The sequence below is a fragment of the Haemophilus sp. THUN1692 genome, from assembly GCF_059704395.1.
The window spans coordinates 698,788-717,960 of sequence record NZ_AP046579.1; the positions used below are offsets into that span (position 1 = coordinate 698,788).

The 19,173-nt window shown below is 38.7% G+C and carries 22 protein-coding genes and 1 other RNA gene; 10 read left to right on the top strand and 13 right to left on the bottom strand.

Translation table 11 applies throughout. From position 1 onward, the window contains the following. Position 1 precedes the first annotated feature (1 nt). The 13 genes from bioC to dinB form a co-directional block, all read right to left on the bottom strand. Positions 2–793 (bottom strand): malonyl-ACP O-methyltransferase BioC, encoded by a 792-nt coding sequence (bioC, locus tag AC6H0A_RS03295; RefSeq protein ID WP_005641987.1) that lies wholly within the window; start codon positions 791–793, stop codon positions 2–4. After that, entirely contained in the window at positions 781–1,428 is a 648-nt protein-coding gene (locus AC6H0A_RS03300) for a DUF452 family protein (RefSeq protein WP_005641986.1), read from the bottom strand. Before AC6H0A_RS03300 ends, bioC begins: the two co-directional genes overlap by 13 nt. A 9-nt stretch (positions 1,429–1,437) precedes the next feature. Next, positions 1,438–2,580: an 8-amino-7-oxononanoate synthase gene (bioF, locus tag AC6H0A_RS03305; RefSeq protein WP_005641985.1), complete on the bottom strand. Its 1,143-nt coding sequence runs from the start codon at positions 2,578–2,580 to the stop codon at positions 1,438–1,440. A gap of 8 nt (positions 2,581–2,588) precedes the next feature. Beyond that, positions 2,589–3,878: an adenosylmethionine--8-amino-7-oxononanoate transaminase gene (bioA, locus tag AC6H0A_RS03310; RefSeq protein ID WP_179231014.1), complete on the bottom strand. Its 1,290-nt coding sequence runs from the start codon at positions 3,876–3,878 to the stop codon at positions 2,589–2,591. A 22-nt stretch (positions 3,879–3,900) separates the two neighbouring features. Continuing rightward, entirely contained in the window at positions 3,901–5,082 is a 1,182-nt protein-coding gene (locus AC6H0A_RS03315; protein ID WP_005641983.1) for a lipoprotein-releasing ABC transporter permease subunit, read from the bottom strand. Then, the gene (locus AC6H0A_RS03320; protein ID WP_005641982.1) at positions 5,082–6,029 is read right to left on the bottom strand and encodes a 2-hydroxyacid dehydrogenase; all 948 of its coding nucleotides are present in this window, start codon (positions 6,027–6,029) and stop codon (positions 5,082–5,084) included. Before AC6H0A_RS03320 ends, AC6H0A_RS03315 begins: the two co-directional genes overlap by 1 nt. A 62-nt stretch (positions 6,030–6,091) precedes the next feature. After that, positions 6,092–6,946: a 3-deoxy-8-phosphooctulonate synthase gene (kdsA, locus tag AC6H0A_RS03325; protein ID WP_005641981.1), complete on the bottom strand. Its 855-nt coding sequence runs from the start codon at positions 6,944–6,946 to the stop codon at positions 6,092–6,094. 14 nt (positions 6,947–6,960) lie between these two features. After that, on the bottom strand, positions 6,961–7,764 hold the full coding sequence (locus AC6H0A_RS03330) for a SirB1 family protein (RefSeq protein ID WP_005641980.1): 804 nt from the start codon (positions 7,762–7,764) through the stop codon (positions 6,961–6,963). Then, positions 7,764–8,642, bottom strand: a complete 879-nt coding sequence (prmC, locus tag AC6H0A_RS03335; protein WP_005641979.1) for a peptide chain release factor N(5)-glutamine methyltransferase — start codon at positions 8,640–8,642, stop codon at positions 7,764–7,766. Before prmC ends, AC6H0A_RS03330 begins: the two co-directional genes overlap by 1 nt. After that, complete coding sequence (locus AC6H0A_RS03340; RefSeq protein ID WP_044232945.1) at positions 8,642–9,082, bottom strand: RDD family protein; 441 nt, start codon at positions 9,080–9,082, stop codon at positions 8,642–8,644. The genes prmC and AC6H0A_RS03340 overlap by 1 nt, the downstream gene beginning before the upstream one ends. Before the next feature lie 52 nt (positions 9,083–9,134). Next, positions 9,135–10,217: a peptide chain release factor 1 gene (prfA, locus tag AC6H0A_RS03345; RefSeq protein ID WP_044233005.1), complete on the bottom strand. Its 1,083-nt coding sequence runs from the start codon at positions 10,215–10,217 to the stop codon at positions 9,135–9,137. Between the two features lie 93 nt (positions 10,218–10,310). After that, the gene (locus AC6H0A_RS03350; protein ID WP_005641976.1) at positions 10,311–10,847 is read right to left on the bottom strand and encodes an elongation factor P hydroxylase; all 537 of its coding nucleotides are present in this window, start codon (positions 10,845–10,847) and stop codon (positions 10,311–10,313) included. 32 nt (positions 10,848–10,879) lie between these two features. Continuing rightward, positions 10,880–11,947 carry a DNA polymerase IV gene (gene dinB / locus AC6H0A_RS03355; protein WP_005641975.1) on the bottom strand — a complete coding sequence of 356 codons (1,068 nt, stop codon included), beginning with the start codon at positions 11,945–11,947 and terminating at the stop codon, positions 10,880–10,882. Positions 11,948–12,121: 174 nt separating this feature from the next. Here dinB and ssrA point away from each other — a divergent pair. The 10 genes from ssrA to AC6H0A_RS03405 all read left to right on the top strand — a co-directional run bounded on the left by ssrA (position 12,122) and on the right by AC6H0A_RS03405 (position 19,076). After that, positions 12,122–12,487: a transfer-messenger RNA gene (ssrA, locus tag AC6H0A_RS03360) on the top strand. Between the two features lie 239 nt (positions 12,488–12,726). Continuing rightward, the gene (locus AC6H0A_RS03365) at positions 12,727–13,983 is read left to right on the top strand and encodes an integrase arm-type DNA-binding domain-containing protein (protein ID WP_005641973.1); all 1,257 of its coding nucleotides are present in this window, start codon (positions 12,727–12,729) and stop codon (positions 13,981–13,983) included. Between the two features lie 513 nt (positions 13,984–14,496). After that, a complete protein-coding gene (locus AC6H0A_RS03370; protein WP_497512414.1) occupies positions 14,497–15,174 on the top strand; it encodes a hypothetical protein in 678 nt (225 codons plus the stop codon). A gap of 9 nt (positions 15,175–15,183) precedes the next feature. Next, a complete protein-coding gene (locus tag AC6H0A_RS03375) occupies positions 15,184–16,026 on the top strand; it encodes a hypothetical protein (protein WP_253181215.1) in 843 nt (280 codons plus the stop codon). Positions 16,027–16,253: 227 nt separating this feature from the next. After that, positions 16,254–16,502 (top strand): helix-turn-helix transcriptional regulator, encoded by a 249-nt coding sequence (locus tag AC6H0A_RS03380; protein WP_005641968.1) that lies wholly within the window; start codon positions 16,254–16,256, stop codon positions 16,500–16,502. 9 nt (positions 16,503–16,511) lie between these two features. Beyond that, a complete protein-coding gene (locus AC6H0A_RS03385; protein WP_179231052.1) occupies positions 16,512–16,772 on the top strand; it encodes a helix-turn-helix domain-containing protein in 261 nt (86 codons plus the stop codon). A gap of 13 nt (positions 16,773–16,785) precedes the next feature. Then, positions 16,786–17,238, top strand: a complete 453-nt coding sequence (locus AC6H0A_RS03390; RefSeq protein ID WP_005641965.1) for a hypothetical protein — start codon at positions 16,786–16,788, stop codon at positions 17,236–17,238. A gap of 23 nt (positions 17,239–17,261) precedes the next feature. Beyond that, positions 17,262–17,573 carry a hypothetical protein gene (locus tag AC6H0A_RS03395; protein WP_497512416.1) on the top strand — a complete coding sequence of 104 codons (312 nt, stop codon included), beginning with the start codon at positions 17,262–17,264 and terminating at the stop codon, positions 17,571–17,573. Positions 17,574–17,591: 18 nt separating this feature from the next. Further along, positions 17,592–18,011, top strand: a complete 420-nt coding sequence (locus tag AC6H0A_RS03400) for a terminase small subunit (protein ID WP_005641961.1) — start codon at positions 17,592–17,594, stop codon at positions 18,009–18,011. Between the two features lie 291 nt (positions 18,012–18,302). Continuing rightward, a complete protein-coding gene (locus AC6H0A_RS03405) occupies positions 18,303–19,076 on the top strand; it encodes an antA/AntB antirepressor family protein (RefSeq protein ID WP_497512418.1) in 774 nt (257 codons plus the stop codon). Positions 19,077–19,173: the final 97 nt, after the last annotated feature.

A 19,173-nucleotide genomic window follows, 5' to 3' on the forward strand; every position in this document is an offset into this window, starting at 1 on the left:
ACTAATTTCCAGCACGAGAATAACGTGCGATAAAAAACAATGGATGATAAGTTAACCGCACTTTACCCGATGGCAACCTAAAAGCCTGTAAGTAGTCATCAATAAATTTGTTGAGATTTTTTCTTGTCCAATTTTTCTGGTTAGTCGCTGTTACACCGGTATATTTCAGATGTTTGAGTACATCCAATGGCGTATCAAAGTCTAGTATTACATTAAAATCGTCACACCATAAAAGCTCAAAATCATTGGCTAACCAATTTTGCCATTGAGATAAATTCGGATAACTTAACCCCACATTCGTCATTTGGCGAATCTCTTTTAAATTATCTTCGCCAAAGCTCGTCATCGCCAATAAACCATTAGGTTTCAATCCTGTTTTACAATGGGAAATAAAATTGTCAGGATGATGGAACCACTGTACAGCTGATGCACTAGCAATCAAGTCAAATCGTCGTGGAAAAGGAAAGTTCTCTGCATCACCACAAGAAAAATCAAAGGGTTGAATCAGCTTTTCAGCGAGTAGAGAGCACACATCGCACAAATCATTAAATAACCAATAATTGGCTGAAATCTGTTTCTGCAACAACGTACTCAACATACCAGAACCGCAACCTAGCTCCAATACACTATCTAATGATCCATTTGGTAAATAGTCTTGCAAATGCATCATTAACTTAATATTCATTTTTTGTTGAATTAGCGCATGTTCATCATAGCTATTTAAGGCTTTTTGGAAGGCTTTTTGGAAGGCTTGTTGAATACACGATTTATTTACGGAAGTTAATAATTCCATAATGCCGACCAGTGGGTAAATCTTGAAAATACATAATGCTCACCCTCTATTTCCTGAACGGCACAACGCGATGCCCAATATTGGTGCTGATTAGCCGGCATAAAAATTTTATCGCGAGAACTAATCCATGCATTTGTCCAGTGAATAAGATCGGCACGTTTATCTTTCTGAATCATCGCAAAAAGTGCGGTGAGTTCTTGATGAATTTCGTTAAATGGTCGTACAGAAAATTGTTGATAACGTTCAAAAGATACTTTATCACCACAGATTCTACGTTCAAACTTTGAACGAGTATTTTCTGTGAGATTCTCTAGCGTACCTTTAAAAATAGCATAGGGAATACCAAAGCTATCATCACAAGGTAAACCTGTTCCATTCACTGCTGTGGCAGATTGTAGGGTGATTCCTTGTAATACTCGCTCTGCCACCCAAATACCCATTGACCATGCCACTACACGAATTTGCTGATAGGTAGAAAAATCAAAATCTAACTTCAAATCTTGATAATCGTAGCAAACTAATAAATTATGATTTGTTGGCAAAATCAAATGAGCCACAGCATCAAGAGGTGTCCCCCAGCCAGCAAAATAAACTATTAAATGCTCACCTTGATGATCATAAAATTTCGTTTTCACATTATTTCCTTATAAGCATGCCACAAACTGTTTTACTTCATCCATTGTCATATCTACCGTCAAAGATAATCGTATTCTGGATGTACCTTTTGGTACTGTCGGTGGTCTAATCGGCAAGCAATAATAACCTTGCTCTTGCAGATCTTTCGCCTTGGCAAGAGTTTTTTCGTTCTCACCTAAAATATAGGGAACGATGCAAGTTTGGCTTGGCATTATTTGCGTTCTATGCTCCACTTCTTGGCGTAAAAATGCACTTAACTGCTCAAGATGCGTTCTTTCTTTTGAAAATTGTAGCAATCGTTCAAAAATAAAATGAGTCCACGCCACATTAAACGGCGGAAGTGCGGTTGAAAAAATCAATGGACGCATTTGATTAATTAAACACTCTTTTAATATTTGATCACAGACGACATAAGCTCCCATTGAAGCTAAGGCTTTGCCAAAAGTACCAACCAATAAATCTATATCAGCTATCACATTAGCTCGCTCAGCAATACCTAATCCGTTTTTACCATAAACACCTATTGCATGGGCTTCATCCACATAAAGATAAGTATTTGGAAACTGTTTTTTTAATTGAGCAAGATACTTCAAATCAGCTACATCGCCATCCATACTAAAAACCGATTCTGTCACAATAAAAGTGCGGTCAAATTTTCCGGCATTTTTTTCGAGCAGACTCTTTAGATGTTCATAATCATTATGACGATAACGAAAGAACTCACATTGGCTTAAACGAATACCATCAATCATACTGGCATGCACTAATTTATCTGCCAAAATTAAACTTTTTGTTGTCGTCAACGCCGGTAAAATACCAAGATTAGCGTGATAGCCGCTGTTAAATAATAAAGCACTTTCTCGTTGGAAACATTGAGCAATAAGCTGCTCAAGATCGGTATAAACAGGAAAATTTCCTGTTAATAAACGAGACGAAGAACTGGTAAAAGGAGGAAAATTATCGCCATATTGCTGTAAAAAAGACTGGCGCAAATTTTCATTTGATGCCAAACCTAAATAATCATTAGATGACATATTCAACATTTTGCGATTTTCTCGCGTAATATATCGTCCTTGATGAACTAAGTCTGGAATTGAACGATATTGATTTTGTGTGCTAAGCTTTTCCAATTGCTGTTTGAAAGCATCCATTTTTTATCCTAATGTTCATATTCCTGAGTTAAAGCCAGAATCATGCCTTTTGTTAATTTCTGAAGTTCATCATCTTTAATCACAAAGGGAGGCATCACATAAACCAATTTTCCGAAAGGTCGAATCCAAACACCTTGTTCCACAAAACGTGGGACTAAAGTTTTCATATTTACCGCACTTTTCATTTCAACCACCCCAATCGCCCCTAATACGCGAACTTCTTTGACGTAATCTTTTTCAGCTAAAGGCGAAAGCTGTTGTTTTAAGGAAGACTCAATTCGCTGAATATTTTGCTGCCAAGGGCTTTCCAACAATAAACGGATAGATTCTGCTGCAATCGCACAGGCCAATGGATTTGCCATAAAAGTGGGGCCGTGCATAAAGCATTTAGCCTCACCGCGACAAATAGTTTGCGCAATTTCAGTAGTCGTAATGGTTGCCGATAAAGTTAAATAACCACCTGTTAAGGCTTTACCGATGCACATAATATCTGGCGAAATCCCAGCATGCTCGGCAGCAAATAATTTCCCAGTACGGCCAAAACCCGTGGCAATTTCATCAAAAATTAGCAATACACCATATTGTTTACAAAGCGCTTGCGCTTTCACTAAATAAGTTGGCGAATAAAAATACATACCGCCCGCACCTTGCACGACAGGCTCTAAAATAAGTGCGGCGATTTCGCTCCCTTTTTTCTTAAGTAAATCAGCTAAAGGTTCAATCGCACCATCATTCCAAGGTTCATTAAATGGAATATTGGGTTGAGGAAGAAAATATTGTACTGGCAGGCTATGATGGAATAAATGATGCATTCCTGTGGTTGGATCACACACAGACATCGCATTCCAAGTATCGCCATGATAACCCGAACGGATAGTGGCGAATTTTTGTCGTTGTACTTCCCCTTTAGCGTGCTGATATTGAATAGCCATTTTCATCGCTACTTCTACAGCAACAGAACCACTATCAGCAAAAAAGATCTTATCTAATCCATTTGGCAAAATTGGTACCAATAATTGGGCTAATTCCACCGCGGGTTCATGGGTAAAACCGCCAAACATAATATGGCTCATTTTTGCCAACTGATTCTGTGCCGCCGCATTTAAACGAGGGTGATTATAACCATGCAACGCTGCCCACCAAGAAGACATGCCATCAATCAAACAACGTCCATCTTTTAAGGTTATCATCACGCCATCTGCACGTTCTACCGCATAAAGTGGCATATCAGAAGAAACTGAAGAATAAGGATGCCAAATATGTTGTGTATCAAAAGCTAAAAGTGATTGTTCATCCATCATTCATTTATCATTAAAAAACTTATTCGTATCGCAAGGCAGCGGCAGGTTCTACTTTTGCTGCTCGATAAGCTGGGTAAAGTGTAGAAAGTAAAGAAAGCAACAAGGAAAATCCAATGACAAAAATCATTTGAATAAATGACAATTCTGTCGGTAAAAAAACACCCTGTGGATTTACCGCACTTACAATCTCCGTTAAGTTCAAGGTGACTAAGACACCTAAAATAGCACCGAGCAATGTGCCAACAAATCCTACCAGTAATCCTTGATAAATAAATACTGAACGAACTTGGGATTTTGTTAAGCCCTGAGTTTGCAGGATCGCAATTTCCCCTTGTTTATCCACCACCATCAAACTTAAAGAGGTGACGATATTGGAAATCGCCACGACAATGATCAAACTAATCAGCAATCCCATCATATTTTTTTCCATTCTCACCGCTTGGAAAAATTCACCTTTTTGGACACGCCAATCCGTGATTTTTTGTGTTGGGAAATGTTGTGGGAGTTCTGTAATTTGGAACGGATCATTCAAAAATAAACGATAGCCCTGCGCTTGCTGCGGTTGAATACGCATTAAGCGACCAATATCTGTAATATTAGCAAAGGCTTCATAACCCGATGCTTCGCCATAATCATAATAAATATCGCTAACCGTAAATAAACGCTGCATTGGCACGCGACCGAATGGTGTATATTGGCTATTTTCCGTAATCATCAAACGGATTTTATCCCCGACATTCACGCCCAATTTTTGCGCCAGTTGATCACCAATGACTAGTTTAAATTCCCCACTAGGCAAAATTTCATTAAATTTAGCCTGATCAAAAGATTCAACCAAAGGATCATCAGAAAATGATTGAATACCAATGATTTGTCCTGCACTCACGCCTTTTGTCGTTTGATAAATCACATTTGTTGTATTGATCGGCACGGCTTTTTGGACAAAGTGCGGTAAATTTTCTAATGTTTTTTCTGTAGAAATGGGCTGTTCTTCACTCACAATCGCGTGAGGAATGGAAGATAGCACCTGTTGTTTTTGATAACCTTCTAATCCATTCATCACAGAAAGCACGATAATCAATGCCATCACACCTAGCACAATCCCTATGCTTGCAAGATTAGTCACTAATCGTCCAAAACGATCCGCACTTTTCGCACGCCAATAACGTAGTGCAATATAAAGAGAAATAGGAAAATTCATTATTTTTGATTTAATTGTTGTACAAATTCTTCGATGTTTTGCATTACTTTGCCAACTAATGTTGTCACTGCACTATCACTCGCCCAGGCAATATGCGGTGTGATAATTAAATTAGGCATAGTTTTTGAAACTAAAATTAATGGGTTATCTTTTTCTGGCGGCTCTTTTACCATTACATCCAAAGCCGCTCCGCCTAAATGCCCCGTTTTTAACGCATCAACTAAGGCAACTTCATCAATCAAAGGCCCTCGTCCTGTATTAATCAAGAATGCCCCTTTTTTCATTTTGAATAAGGTTTCTGCATTAATTAAATTCTTGGTTGTTTCAGTTAATGGGCAATGCAACGTCACAATATCCGCTTGTCTTAATACTTCCTCAAAAGGCGTATAACCTTCACGACAAACAGAGGCATCTTTATGTTCTGCATAAAGCACCTTCATTCCCACGGCATTAGCCAAACGTCCCACTTCTGTCCCTAAGCAACCTTTACCAAATACGCCCAATGTGGAACCGCGCACATCTGTAATTGGGTAATCAAAATAACAAAACTGTTTACTTTCCGACCATTTTGCTTCCATTTGATCGCGTAACCAACCTGCTAAACTATGTTTTAAAGCGAAAATTAATCCCATGACATGTTCTGGTACTGTCGTGCTGGAATAACCAGTCACATTGCGCACAGCGATGCCCATTTCTTCTGCTGCCACAAGATCAACATTATTTGTACCGGTTGCAGTAATCGCAATCAACTTTAACTTAGGTAATTGTTTTAACGTTTCTCGCTCAAAAATGACTTTGCTCGTAATAACAATATCAGCATCTTTCGCTCTTTCAATCGTTTGAGCAGAAGATGTATGCTCATATTCAGTCCAAGTATGCGCAAAACTTGGACGAGGAATAGGGATATGCTTCGGGATAGCCGTACTATCTAAAAAGACGATATTCATCACTTCTCCTTTTATATACAAAGTGCGGTCAAAATTAACCGCACTTTTGCTTAAATATTTTCTTAGATTGAGGTATCCAATTCTGGGAAAGATTTTACTAAATCATCAATCGCTTTCATTTGAGATACAAAGCCTTCAAGAGCGGAAAGTGGTAAAGCTGATGGGCCATCACATTTCGCTTGATTTGGATTTGGATGCGCTTCTAAGAATAAACCAGCAATTCCTACAGCTAAACCTGAACGAGCTAATTCAGTGACTTGTGCGCGACGGCCACCTGATGCCGCCCCAAATGGATCACGGCATTGAAGTGAATGGGTTACATCAAAAATAACTGGGCTACCCTTAGATGCTTTTTTCATAACGCTGAAGCCAAGCATATCCACAATTAAATTATCATACCCAAAGTTTGTTCCACGATCACAAAGAATGATTTTATCGTTACCACATTCTTCGATTTTTTCCACGATATTGCCCATTTGACCTGGGCTTAAGAATTGTGGTTTTTTCACATTAATCACAGCGCCTGTTTTTGCCATCGCTTCAACGAGATCTGTTTGACGCGCCAAAAAGGCTGGAAGCTGAATAATATCGACAACATCAGCAACAGGCTGACATTGATAGATTTCGTGTACATCTGTAATAATTTTTACCCCAAAGGTATCTTTTAATTCTTGGAAAATTTTTAAGCCTTCTTCCATGCCTGGGCCACGGTAAGAATGAATAGACGAACGATTCGCTTTGTCAAAAGAAGCCTTAAACACATAAGGCACGCCAAGTTTCTCTGTCACTTTCACATAAGTTTCACAGACTTGCATTGCCATATCTCGGCTTTCAAGTACGTTCATTCCGCCAAAAAGTACGAAAGGTTTGTCGTTTGCAACATCAATATTGCCGATTTTTACAATTTTATTTTGCATAAATTTTCCTTAAATCAATGGAGGGAAAAAGAATCTTTATCAATCTCGCCCTTAAGTTCTAAAAGTTGAGTTCGGATTAAAGCTGCAGTTGGGTCTTCCAGACAACGTTCCACAAAAAATTCTAAATCTTTCAATGCTGAAGGATAGGCCCCCATCTGAGCTAAAACTAAACCGCGATCGCGAATATGATAAGGATCTTCATCATTGCCAATCAGTAAATTCTCAATATAACGGTATGCCATGTCGTTATGCTCTTCGCGGATGAGCGCATTCTTCGCTAGTTGCTCAAAACGAGAATAAAGTAAAGAAAGATCGGCTCTATCAAGTTCTTCAGGTTGAATTTGCACTCCGAAGCCAAATGCACCTTCATAAAGTTGCTGTAATTTTTCTTGCGATATATAAGTACCATCCCAAGGATCAATAAAAGCCACTTCATCTCTTACTTCGGCACGTAAAATGAGCTGTGTTGGGAAATTGACAGGATAAATTGGTAAATCTAATACCTCGGCTAAATAAAGTACAATTGCCCCAAGCGTCACTGGCATTCCTTTGCGATGCTCCAACACATAAGGCAAATATAAATTGCGTGCATAGAAATACTCTTCTGAATCACAATGAAAGCCCCAATCACCATAAAATAGCTGTAATAACTGATGAATTTGCTCTTCTTTCGGCCAATCTGGCGAAATTTCTTTACGCGCTCGACGTACAAACCCGCCAATTTTTCCCCGAATTTGTGCTTCTGATGATCCATCATCTGAGATAGTATTATAAAAATGCACAAATTGATCGTATAACGCACGTCGATAATATTTCATTACTTCTTCCAAAAACCTAAAGTGACGCGCTCATTGTCGCCATAATCACGCACGGTTTCAACCATTTCCCAATGATTTTCTTGGAAAATTGACCGCACTTTTTCGCCTTGTTGCCATCCGTGTTCAAGCAATAATGCGCCATTAGAATTCAAATAACTCGGCGCTAATTCAATAATATGACGCAAATCAGCATAGCCCGCATCATTGGCAACTAATGCGGAAAGGGGTTCAAAACGCACATCTCCTTGACGTAAATGTTCATCTTGCGCATCAATATAAGGCGGGTTGCTGATGATAAGATCAAACTGCCCTGTTATATTTTCAAACCAACTGCTCTGTAAAAATTGTACATTTAACTGATTTCTTTCTGCATTAGATCGAGCTAACTCCACAACATCAGGCATAAGATCAACACCAATGATTTCTAATGAAATTTGTCGTTTTTGACAAATAGAGGAAAGCTCCGATGCTAATGCTAACGCGATAGCGCCTGTGCCAGTACCGAGATCAAGAATACGAAAGTGCGGTGGATTTTCTTGTAATTTTTCTAAGGCAATTTGTAATGCCTTTTCCACTAAAATTTCAGTATCTGGTCTTGGAATCAAGGTGCCTTTTGAGACATTTAACGGCAACGACCAAAATTCTTTTTCACCAAGAATATAAGCGATAGGTTCGCCTTTTAGACGACGATCTAAAAGTGCGGTCAATTTTAACCGCACTTTTTCATCAATCTCAGTATCATCAAAAACAAGGATTTGCGTACGCGATTTGCCAGTAGCATGTTGAAGAAGCACAAGCGCATCAATTTTACTATTTTCAGTGGGATTTTTTTGTGCTAAATCCACCATTGCTTGTGCCAGCCATTCTTTATAATTCATTATTTTTCGTCTTTTAACACAATCGTGCCAGCCACTAAATCCGTTAAAGAACGACGATCATCGCGCACAAGTGCAACAATACCGCTAATAATCAATAAGAAACTCGTCCATGCCAATAAAATATCAATAATCTCACGACCGATGTATTTACCAAATTCAACAGGTTGATGGGTATGATAATTAAATACTCGCAAGCCTAACCAGCGTTTTGCCATTGTTTGACCATAAATTTTCATGAAATATAACTGAAAACCAGCATATACAATCGTCCCCACTACACCGGCAAAATCCCCCAACGCAAAACCGAGACCAACCATCATCCAAAGCACAAGCCCATTAATCATACTTGCAAGCCAACGTTTAAAACGGCTCGCTTGAGCGGGTTGAGAAGGCTTGAAAGCAGAAGAAAATTCAGCATCTTTTTGATTTTCAATGATCATTTTATTTCCCTGTAAAGTTAAAAAGGACATCTGAAATCAGATGTCCCTATCATTAATTCTGTTCAGACAATGCCGCCAACTGATCCGCTTGATATTCGGTAATAATCGGCTGAATCAGTTCATCAATTTTACCATTCATCACTTCATCCAAACGGTAAATTGTGAGATTGATACGGTGATCTGTGACTCGACCTTGCGGATAATTATATGTACGAATTTTATCAGAACGATCGCCCGAACCTAATAAGTTACGGCGCATATCTGTTTGTTCTGCAGCTTGGCGTTCTTGCTCTGCTTGAACAATACGTGACGCTAATACCGACATTGCTTTCGCTTTATTTTTGTGCTGTGAACGCTCATCCTGACATTCCACCACAATACCTGTTGGAATATGTGTAATACGAACCGCAGAATCCGTTGTATTTACGTGCTGACCACCAGCTCCTGATGAGCGATAAGTATCAATACGCAAATCTGCTGGATTAATTTCTGGCATTTCAGACTCTGGCAATTCTGGCATTACCGCGACAGTACAAGCAGACGTGTGGATACGCCCTTGTGATTCTGTTTTTGGTACACGTTGCACACGATGACCGCCAGATTCAAACTTCAACTGACCATACACACCTTCGCCAGTGACTTTAACAATCACCTCTTTATAACCGCCTTGCTCACTTTCGTTAGCACTTAGCATTTCTACACGCCAGCGTTTACTTTCAGCATAACGGCTATACATACGGAATAAATCACCGGCGAAAATACCCGCCTCATCACCGCCAGTTCCCGCACGAATTTCTAAATAGCAGTTATATTCATCATTAGGATCTTTCGGCAGTAGAAGAATTTGAAGTTGTTGTTCCACTTCTTCAATTTCCGTTTTGGATTCTTCGATTTCCATTTGCGCCATTTCTTTCATTTCAGGATCGTCGAGCAATATTTCAGCTTCTTCAATATTTTGATTTAATTGCGTCCAACGATTAAAACATTTCACCACTTCTTCAAGTTGCGAATATTCTTTAGAATACGCACGGAATTTATCCTGATCACTAATTACAGAAACATCGCCCAATAGGGCTTCTAGCTCTTCATAACGTTCTTTTAAACTTTCTAATTTTGCAATAATGGAATCTTTCATCATTTGTAAGTCACCGAAAATAAAATCGGCGTATTCTAGCCGATTTTAGGGAGAATTGACAGTGTCAAAAGTGCAGTTAAAAATCGCCGCTCTTTAAATACGCGTCACATCAAATTTACTTAAATCAATACGATCTTCTGTGCCATAAAAAATAGCAAAAGCATGGCGTAACGTTTCAGCTCGTTTTGGTAAACCTTTTTCCGCATAGATTTTCACTTGTTCATACACGGCTTGTTTAAAAGGCTGTGTATCACCTGGATTGCCATTCAAATTATCCGCACTAGCAAAATAACGGAAACCTGCTGCCGTTGCCAAAATCCATTCTAATGCTTGCGGTTTAACTTCAACTTTTTCAAAATCACGCTGACGTTCTTCAGAACGTCCATCTGGCTCATACCAATAACCAAAATCTTCTAGTTTACGACGTTCTTTGCCTGCCACTAACCAATGGGCAATTTCGTGCAATGCACTGCTGTAAAAGCCTCGCGCAAAATAAATCGCGTTATAAGGCACTTCATCATTTGCGGGTAAATAAATGGGTTCATCACCGCCTTTGACTAAGCGAGTGTTGTATTCCTCTTCAAAACATTGATTAAAAATTGCAATAATATCTTCTAATTTATGTTCCATGGTATCGACTCCTAAAAAACCGCGAGATTATATCACCAGAGGCTCATTTGTTCTTGTTTATTTTCTTCAGGTAAATTGACATGTAGTCCAATCAAACGAATCTTTCGCCCTTTTGCTCGCATAAAAATTTGAGGAAGTAATTGCTGAAAACTCTCCAAAGAAAGGGGCAAACCTGTTTTCTCCAAAGTAGTTACTTGAAAATCTTCAAATTTAAGCTTTACGCCAATTTTACGGAATGCAGATAACGGTATATTACGGCTAACACGCTCAAGGCGACGAATTAGCTCTTGATAAAGATTATTCAATAAGGCTGAAGCTTGCTCAATTGTGTGAATGTTTTCAATCAACGTCTGTTCTACGCCAACTGATTTACGTTCACGATGGGCTTGTACTTCACGATCATCAATGCCGTGGCTAAAATCCCAAATACGTTTACCCGCTTTACCAAATTGATTTAATAAGACGATTTGATCAAAGTTTTGAATGTCAGCACAAGTTTCTAATCCCATATCGAGTAATCGTTGTGATGTCACTTTACCAACGCCAGGGATTTTATTTAGAGATAAGGTTTTAATGAATTCCTCGACTTCATTCGGCTTAATCACAAATTGCCCATTAGGTTTATTCATATCCGAAGCTATTTTGGCAAGGAATTTTAAAGGCGCCACACCTGCGGAGGCAGTTAAATTCAACTCATTAAAAATTGCTTGGCGGATTTCTTGTGCGATCCAAGTAGCAGAACCAGAACATTTTTGGCAGTGCGTAACATCTAAATAAGCTTCATCTAAAGAAAGTGGTTCAATAATATCAGTGTAGCGCTGGAAGATTTGATGAATTTGTGCCGAAACTTGTTTATACAACGCCATATTCACGGGCACAAGAATGAGATTAGGACACTTTTTTATGGCTTGAGCTGTTGGCATTGCACTATGCAAACCAAATTTTCTCGCCTCATAATTACAAGTTGTTAATACACCACGTTGACGAGAAGAACCACCCACAGCAACAGGCTTTCCCTGCAAATTAGGATTTTCACGAATCTCAATCGATGCGTAAAAACAATCCATATCAATGTGAATAATTTTTTTATCTTGTAGCATAAAAAAAGTGCGGTTAAATATTTTCTAATATTAATCAAGTAAATAACTGTTTAAATATACATTAAAATTAATAGCCTAGCAATTTGATATTTTATAAATGCCCTTTAACGCAGCAATTCAATCAATCTCGACTTTCCCTACCTTTCTTTTTTTGTTAGACTAACGCACAGTTTTGGGGCTGATTCTGGATTCGACGGGATTAGCGAAGCCCAAGGTGCACGTCGAGGTGCGGTAGGCCTCGTAAATAAACCGCAAAAAAATAGTCGCAAACGACGAACAATACGCTTTAGCAGCTTAATAACCTGCATTTAGCCTTCGCGCCCTAGCTTCCGCTCGTAAGACGGGGATAACGCGGAGTCAAACCAAAACGAGATCGTGTGGAAGCCACTGTTTGAGGATCGAAGCACTAAATTGAATCAAACTAGCTTAAGTTTAGCGTGTCTGTCCGCATGCTTAAGTGAAATTAAAGACGAGACTAAACGTGTAGTACTGAAGGTAGAGTAATTTCGGACGGGGGTTCAACTCCCCCCAGCTCCACCAACAATCAAAATCATACGTCATTATAAGACATTACAAAGCCTTGATTTTACTGGAATCAAGGCTTTTTTATTCCCTATACGCCACTATAAAACACTATTTAACCCTAGAATTTTAGGAGTAGATTTAGTAGGATCTTTTTTAACGAGGGAAAAATTATACTCCTAAAACGCTGAAACCCCTTGCAAACACTGGGCGCAACCGCTCTCAGTTTTATACTACTAAAATAAGGTTGTACTACTATGGCACGTACTACTAAAACCCTTTCCAATACACAAATAGAGAAAGCGAAACCAAAAGATAAACCCTACAAGCTAATAGATGGGCAAGGTTTATTTTTATCTATAACGCCCAATGGCTCTAAGCTATGGCGATTTAATTATTACAAGCCTTTTACTACTCCACCTAAACGCACTGAAATAAGCCTAGGTTCATTCCCTGATTTATCGTTAGCAGAGGCGCGCGCAATCCGTGAAGAATATCGTGCGCTATTGGCGCAAAATATAGATCCTAAAACCCACAGGGAGCACCTACACAAAACAAAGACAGATGATTTAGCTAATACTTATGAATCGATGGCGTGGGCGTGGTTCGAATATCGTAAAACAAAAAAGAACTTTTCTTTGGATTATCAAAAAGACGTGGCCAGCCTAATAAGAAGAAATCTTTTACCGCACTTTGGCGCATTGCCTATCTCTGCAATTACTGCCCCTATGGCACTGAAAGCGTTCAAACGCTATCAAGATGAGGGAACGCTAGAGAAACTTAAGCGCACCATTCAAAAGCACAATGAAATAATGTCTTACGCCTTGCATAGAGGCTACATATCAAGCAACCCTACCGAAAAAATATCTAAAGAATTTGATAGCCCTACGGTAGAACACTTTAAAACCATTAAGCCAGAAGATTTAGGGGAATTTCTTTACACCTTAAACAATGCTCAAATTCACTTACAGACTCGTTTTTTAATTCTATGGCAGATGCTCACTATGACACGCCCAAATGAGGCGGCTACCGCAAGATATGAGGATATTGATGAGCAAGCGAGAATATGGACGATTTACATCAAAAAAGGGATTAAAGAAACAGACAAAGGGCGTGAGCATAAAATCACTCTATCACGGCAAGCGATGGCATTATTGCGAGAAATTAAAAAACGAAGTGAAAGTAAGGTTTATTTATTCCCTAGCGCAAAGAACCCTCAAACCCACGTAAACACACAAACGGCAAATTCTGCAATAAAGCGCATGGGTTATCACGGTAAATTAGTTGCACATGGATTGAGAGCTATCGCAAGCACCTATTTGAATGATAAAGGCTATGACAGCGAATTAATCGAGGTTGCTCTATCGCACATGAAATCAGACAGAATCAAGGCAGCCTATGACCGTGGGGAACGATTAGAGCAGCGTTTTAAACTCTTACAGGTATGGGGCGATTTTATTGAGGAATGCTCAAACGGTGCATTGCCTAAGCATCATTTGAAAATGGTTGTTTAAGCCACCACCGATAGCCGATAACAAGTAACGTTATCGGTTATTTTTTTGTCTATTTTTTTATATACCCCTTGTGATTTTTTTTTATAAATCTTAATCACTTATTCACTTATTCACTTCTACTATTTATATCTTTTTGATTTTAAAGAAGAAAATAGAGTAAAAAGAGAAGTGATTAACAAGTGATAAAGTGATACATGAAGTGAGCAAAGTTATTTTTTAACCAAAATAACAGGGAAATAAGGCTAATTGGAGAGTGAAGAATAGAGATGAAATTTCAAATGCTGGTGGCAGGTAAGGAAAGCGAAGATTTTTTACACTTGAACTGTACAAAATATCAGGTAAAATAATAAACGCACAGCAACCCGCAGAAACAGGCGTAAACCTGATAAGCGGTTGAGTATATAAAATTAAGTGCGACTAGGTGCGGACTAATTACCCACACTGAAAGATAGTAACCCTTATTGCTATTTGTCGCACTCCTACTAATAAGGGCTAACGTTAAGGGGCGTTTTTGTGAGCAATCATGATCAATTTTTATCATCATTCAAAAATCATGCAGAACCTTTGATCAGTTTTAAAGATTTAATTTTATCTATATCTGTTTACACAAATAAAACTGTAAGCCAAGTGGCTGATAAATTAGAAAGCCTTTTATTTGGATTTCGGCAAAATGGGAAATATACAAATTCTTTCTGTTATTGCAAAATTTTTGATAAAAGGAGTGATCCTTTTTATATCTATGAACCAATGACAAACTATTTTGCAGATGGGTTTGATAATGTAAAAGGCAGGCTAAAAGATGTTGTTATTAATAATTCTGTTGGTGTTTCAAATATTGATCAACTATTTGTTGGACGCGTTGAAATTGCCAAACAAATTAAAGACTCGGGCATATCACTACTGGATAAAGCCAAGTCGAATCAATTACAACAAATTAGCCAAAATAGAGGCGAATATATAAGCCTTTATGAATTGATTGAGTGGGCAAAGTCTCAAACTGGGTTTGATTACACTAATACAGCCAATGATATTTTAAGAATCATAGGTGATAGATACATTCAATTATACAAAGAATATGGCGGTTTAAAGCCTAGTATTGAAAGAGACGATAATAATTTTAAAAGGTCTCTTCAATTTGTATCAGAAAACAATGGCTATGAATATTTTTTCGATGAACAGATTCCATTTTAGGGCGATATTATGGATATAAATGACTTTAAAACACTGCTTATAAATCGTAGTGAAATTGAAAATATATTAGGGAGAACTATTAGTGTAAAAAATAGTGACAATGACTATTTAGAGGATTATAGATTATTCCCCGAATTATCTTTGCACGATGTCGCTTGCCTGATTTTAGATATTTGGCCAAAAGATTGGAACGCCCACCAGCACCCACGCTATGAAACTATTAAAGAGGCAATTAAACAATCCGCGGAAAGAGGCTATATTCGCGCTAGAATTGAAAACGATATAAACGGCTATGTTGAAGATGTTTTTCTAACTCACGAGGTAGCTGAAGAATGGGCAAGAACTTACGGCTTGAAGTGGAATGTGCCACCATATCGGAAACCTTTAGAAGTCGCTAGAGATAATAGTCAAATCATAGAACTTAAAGACCAATCAGATCTTTCTATAAATTCAACCGAATTACAGGAAGAAAAAGCCAAAAACACACTACTGCAAACTGAAAATGAACGCTTAAAGGCGGAATTAAAAGCACAACAAGATAGAATGGCAGAGCTTGAACAAAAGCTACAACAAGGTGTGGTAGATTCTGAACCAGTTTTAGAAAATGCTAAGGCTTACGATGTTAGGGAGCGAGAAACTCATTTATTGATGATTGGTGCACTTTCTAATCTTCTTGCAGGATATAAACAAAAGTATCAAAAAGGAAATGGCGGAATTAATCAAAGTGCGATTAGCAAAGATATAGAGAGAGAAATTATAGAGTTACTACAACCAGAAACCAAGACGCGAACAAATGACACAATCAGACCAAGAATCAGAGAATCACTTAATCTTATCACTAAGGCGGAATAACACCGCCTTTTTTTTATTTCTAACCACTTTTTACCAAAAAATTTACTTCTTATCAAAATTGCATAAACCCAGTAAGAACAAGGCTTAAACTCTCTTACCAAAACTTCTTACCAAAAGATTTTGGTAACTTACCACCTATAAAAATTCAATTCCCCACAATACCCCTCGAACCGCAAATGACACTATAAGGCGGTATATGTATCTATCTACAACATAATGGGGGATTTATGCCTGACAAAACTATCACACCACCAAACGACACAGAACAAGCACCACGCTTTTTAAGACGTAAATCAACTGCTGAACGATTAGGCGTGAGCCTTACCACCTTAGACGACTGGCGCAATCCAAAAGCCAAACGCTATCGCCCTGATTTCCCTAAGGCAATCAAGGTCGCAAACGGGGCGACTTGTTTCCTTGAATCTGAAATTAATGCTTACGTTTTAAAACTCGCTAACGAATGTAGAGTTAGCTAAGGCGGAACTATGGCAATCAATACAACTAGCGTTTATGAACAACAGAAATACATTTTGCAGTGTTTATATGCTCGCCCATACAGCACGAACGAATTGCGAGAGCTAGGAATTTACTTTCCACCCGCACGAATTAAGGAACTCAGAGATAAAGGCTTTCATATTGATACCTTTTACCGCAAAGAAACCGATTCAAGCGGATTATCGCACCGTGTGGGCGTGTATGTACTGCACCAAAATGAAGTAAGCCAAAATCATCAATATAACGACTAAGGAGAAATTAAAAATGACCGATTGCAAAGACTGCACAACAGAACAAGGGCGTAAAGATTTAATTAATACCCCGATTTCAATTACTTATTCAAAGGCGCAATTTCCACATTTAACGGTTACTTCTGAGGATTGGGGAATAAATGCCGTCTTATGGCTTGAAGTAGGTGATTTTCTACCGTTAGGCATTGACGCTGACACAATGCAAGAGGCGTTGATAATGGTTGCTTTTCTTCAACAAAGCACAAAAGCCCCATTACTGATTAATGAGGAAATGCAACAAGAGCTTACCGCACTTTCTGAAAATAGCATTGCATTTAACCCGATGAAGAAAGCAAATGGCGCACTTATTCCACTTGCTGAAATTCTTTCCACTGATACCAAACAAGAAACCATGCGACACCTTGAACAACAATTTTGCCAAGATGAAAAACTGACATTTACCGAAATGGGCGGAATGTTGAATTAAACGAGCAAGGAGCGACTGAAAAAATGACTAAGACAAATCAACAGACCAACACCGAAAAACGCGAGTATGCAACGCTATGGAGTATTTACCGAGCTATTGAGGAAACTTACGAAATAGCAGATGCAACATTAGATGGCAAAATTACCAAAACAGCCACCACCGAAGACGGGGAGAAAGTACAAGTCCCATTCACTCACAAAGACGGCTTAGAGTTTGTTTTAGATAGATTAAGTGTAGTGCTATCAGATATTGACGACTTGAAACGGCAAATCGAAGTGCTGGCTATTCATCAAGAACACAAAGATGATGTGAATTATTTACCGCTGGTGGATTAACAGGCAAAGGAAGAAGAAATGATGAATGAATTAACGGTTAAACAAAGTGATTTTTGTCTGTTTTACATTGAAACAGGTAACGCAAGCGAAGCCTATCGCCGAGCCTATGACGCTGAAAATATGAAGCCTGAAACCGTCAATCGCCGAGCCTTTGATTTAATGGAAAACAGCAAGATTAAGGCAAGGATTGAGGCATTGCAGGTAGAACACCGCAAAGAACATAACATTACTGTGAGCGACATTCTGAACAAGCTAGAAGATATTTACAGCGAGGCAATGAAAAAGGGCAATCTATCCTCTGCAGTATCTGCCGTAATGGGGCAAGCAAAAGTTTTAGGCTTTGATAAACAAACAATCAATCTTGAGGGCGATATAAAACCCTTGCCAGCCGTGATTAACGTAACCTTTAGCGATGAACCCCAAGAGGAGAATTTATAGTGAAATGCACCATAGCAAAAAACAATCTTTTTCTACTTAAACAAGCCATTCAACACTATAGAAAATCGCATCAAATCTTCACGTTTATGAGCCTATACAGCGATAACGAGCCATACCCGATAGATGAGGTTATTGAAGTGTTAGAACAGCGCCTTGTAGCGATTCAGTGCGAAATAGACGACTTCACGAAGATGACAGCAGGGCTACGGAAGAACGAGCGATTAGAAACGAGTTTTTACACCACGAAAAAACACTTAGAGATGATGAGAAAAAGAACAAAGGAGATAGACAATGAAAAATAGAATTGAACTAGATTTATCGGAGCTTGATACAAGCAAAGCAGAAATTATCAACCTATTAGCTAATCCGCAGAACCGTTTTAATGGCGTGAGCGGAATCAATGCCCGAGATGTGCACCGATTCTTAAAAGTGGGGCGGGATTATTCCACATGGATTAGAGCCAGAATCAAACAAGCAGGCTTTATCGAAAATCAAGATTTTGTGGTTGTAGAAAATTTGAGCTCCCCCGAATTGGTGAGCGCAAATAATGAACAGCTTTCACCGATGGCACGACCGCAAAAGTTGATTGATTATATCGTGTCTTTAGATATGGCAAAGCACCTATGTTTAATGGAAAAGAACGAAATAGGGCGAGCAATAAGACAGCATTTTATTGAGGCTGAAAAACAGCTAAGAATTTCATCACCTGCCATATATAAAAACACCCTATCAAAAACTATAGAGCGATTGGAAAGCATAGACCGAAACAAGGAAATGACTGATGCAATCAAGGCGCAATTGGTGCGGGCGGGCGTGAAACCTAAAGCCTATCACTACAGCCAAAATCAAGAAATGCTAGATAGCCTTGTTATTGGTTCAAATGTGCGGAAATGGAAAGTTAAACACAGCATTGTAGGCAATGTTCGAGATGCGTTTAATGTATCGCAACTGAAGCTATTAAAAACATTACAAACAACGAACACAGCCTTAATCAATCTTGATATGGGCTATCATGAGCGGAAAGGCAGATTATCCGAACTGGCAGAGCGTGAAAGAGCGGAATAAAGGAGAAACACAATGAATGACTTTACCGAGATGATGCAATTTCTAATCTTTATCGCCTTATTGCTGGTGGCTTTTAGCCTTGCATCAACCCTATAAA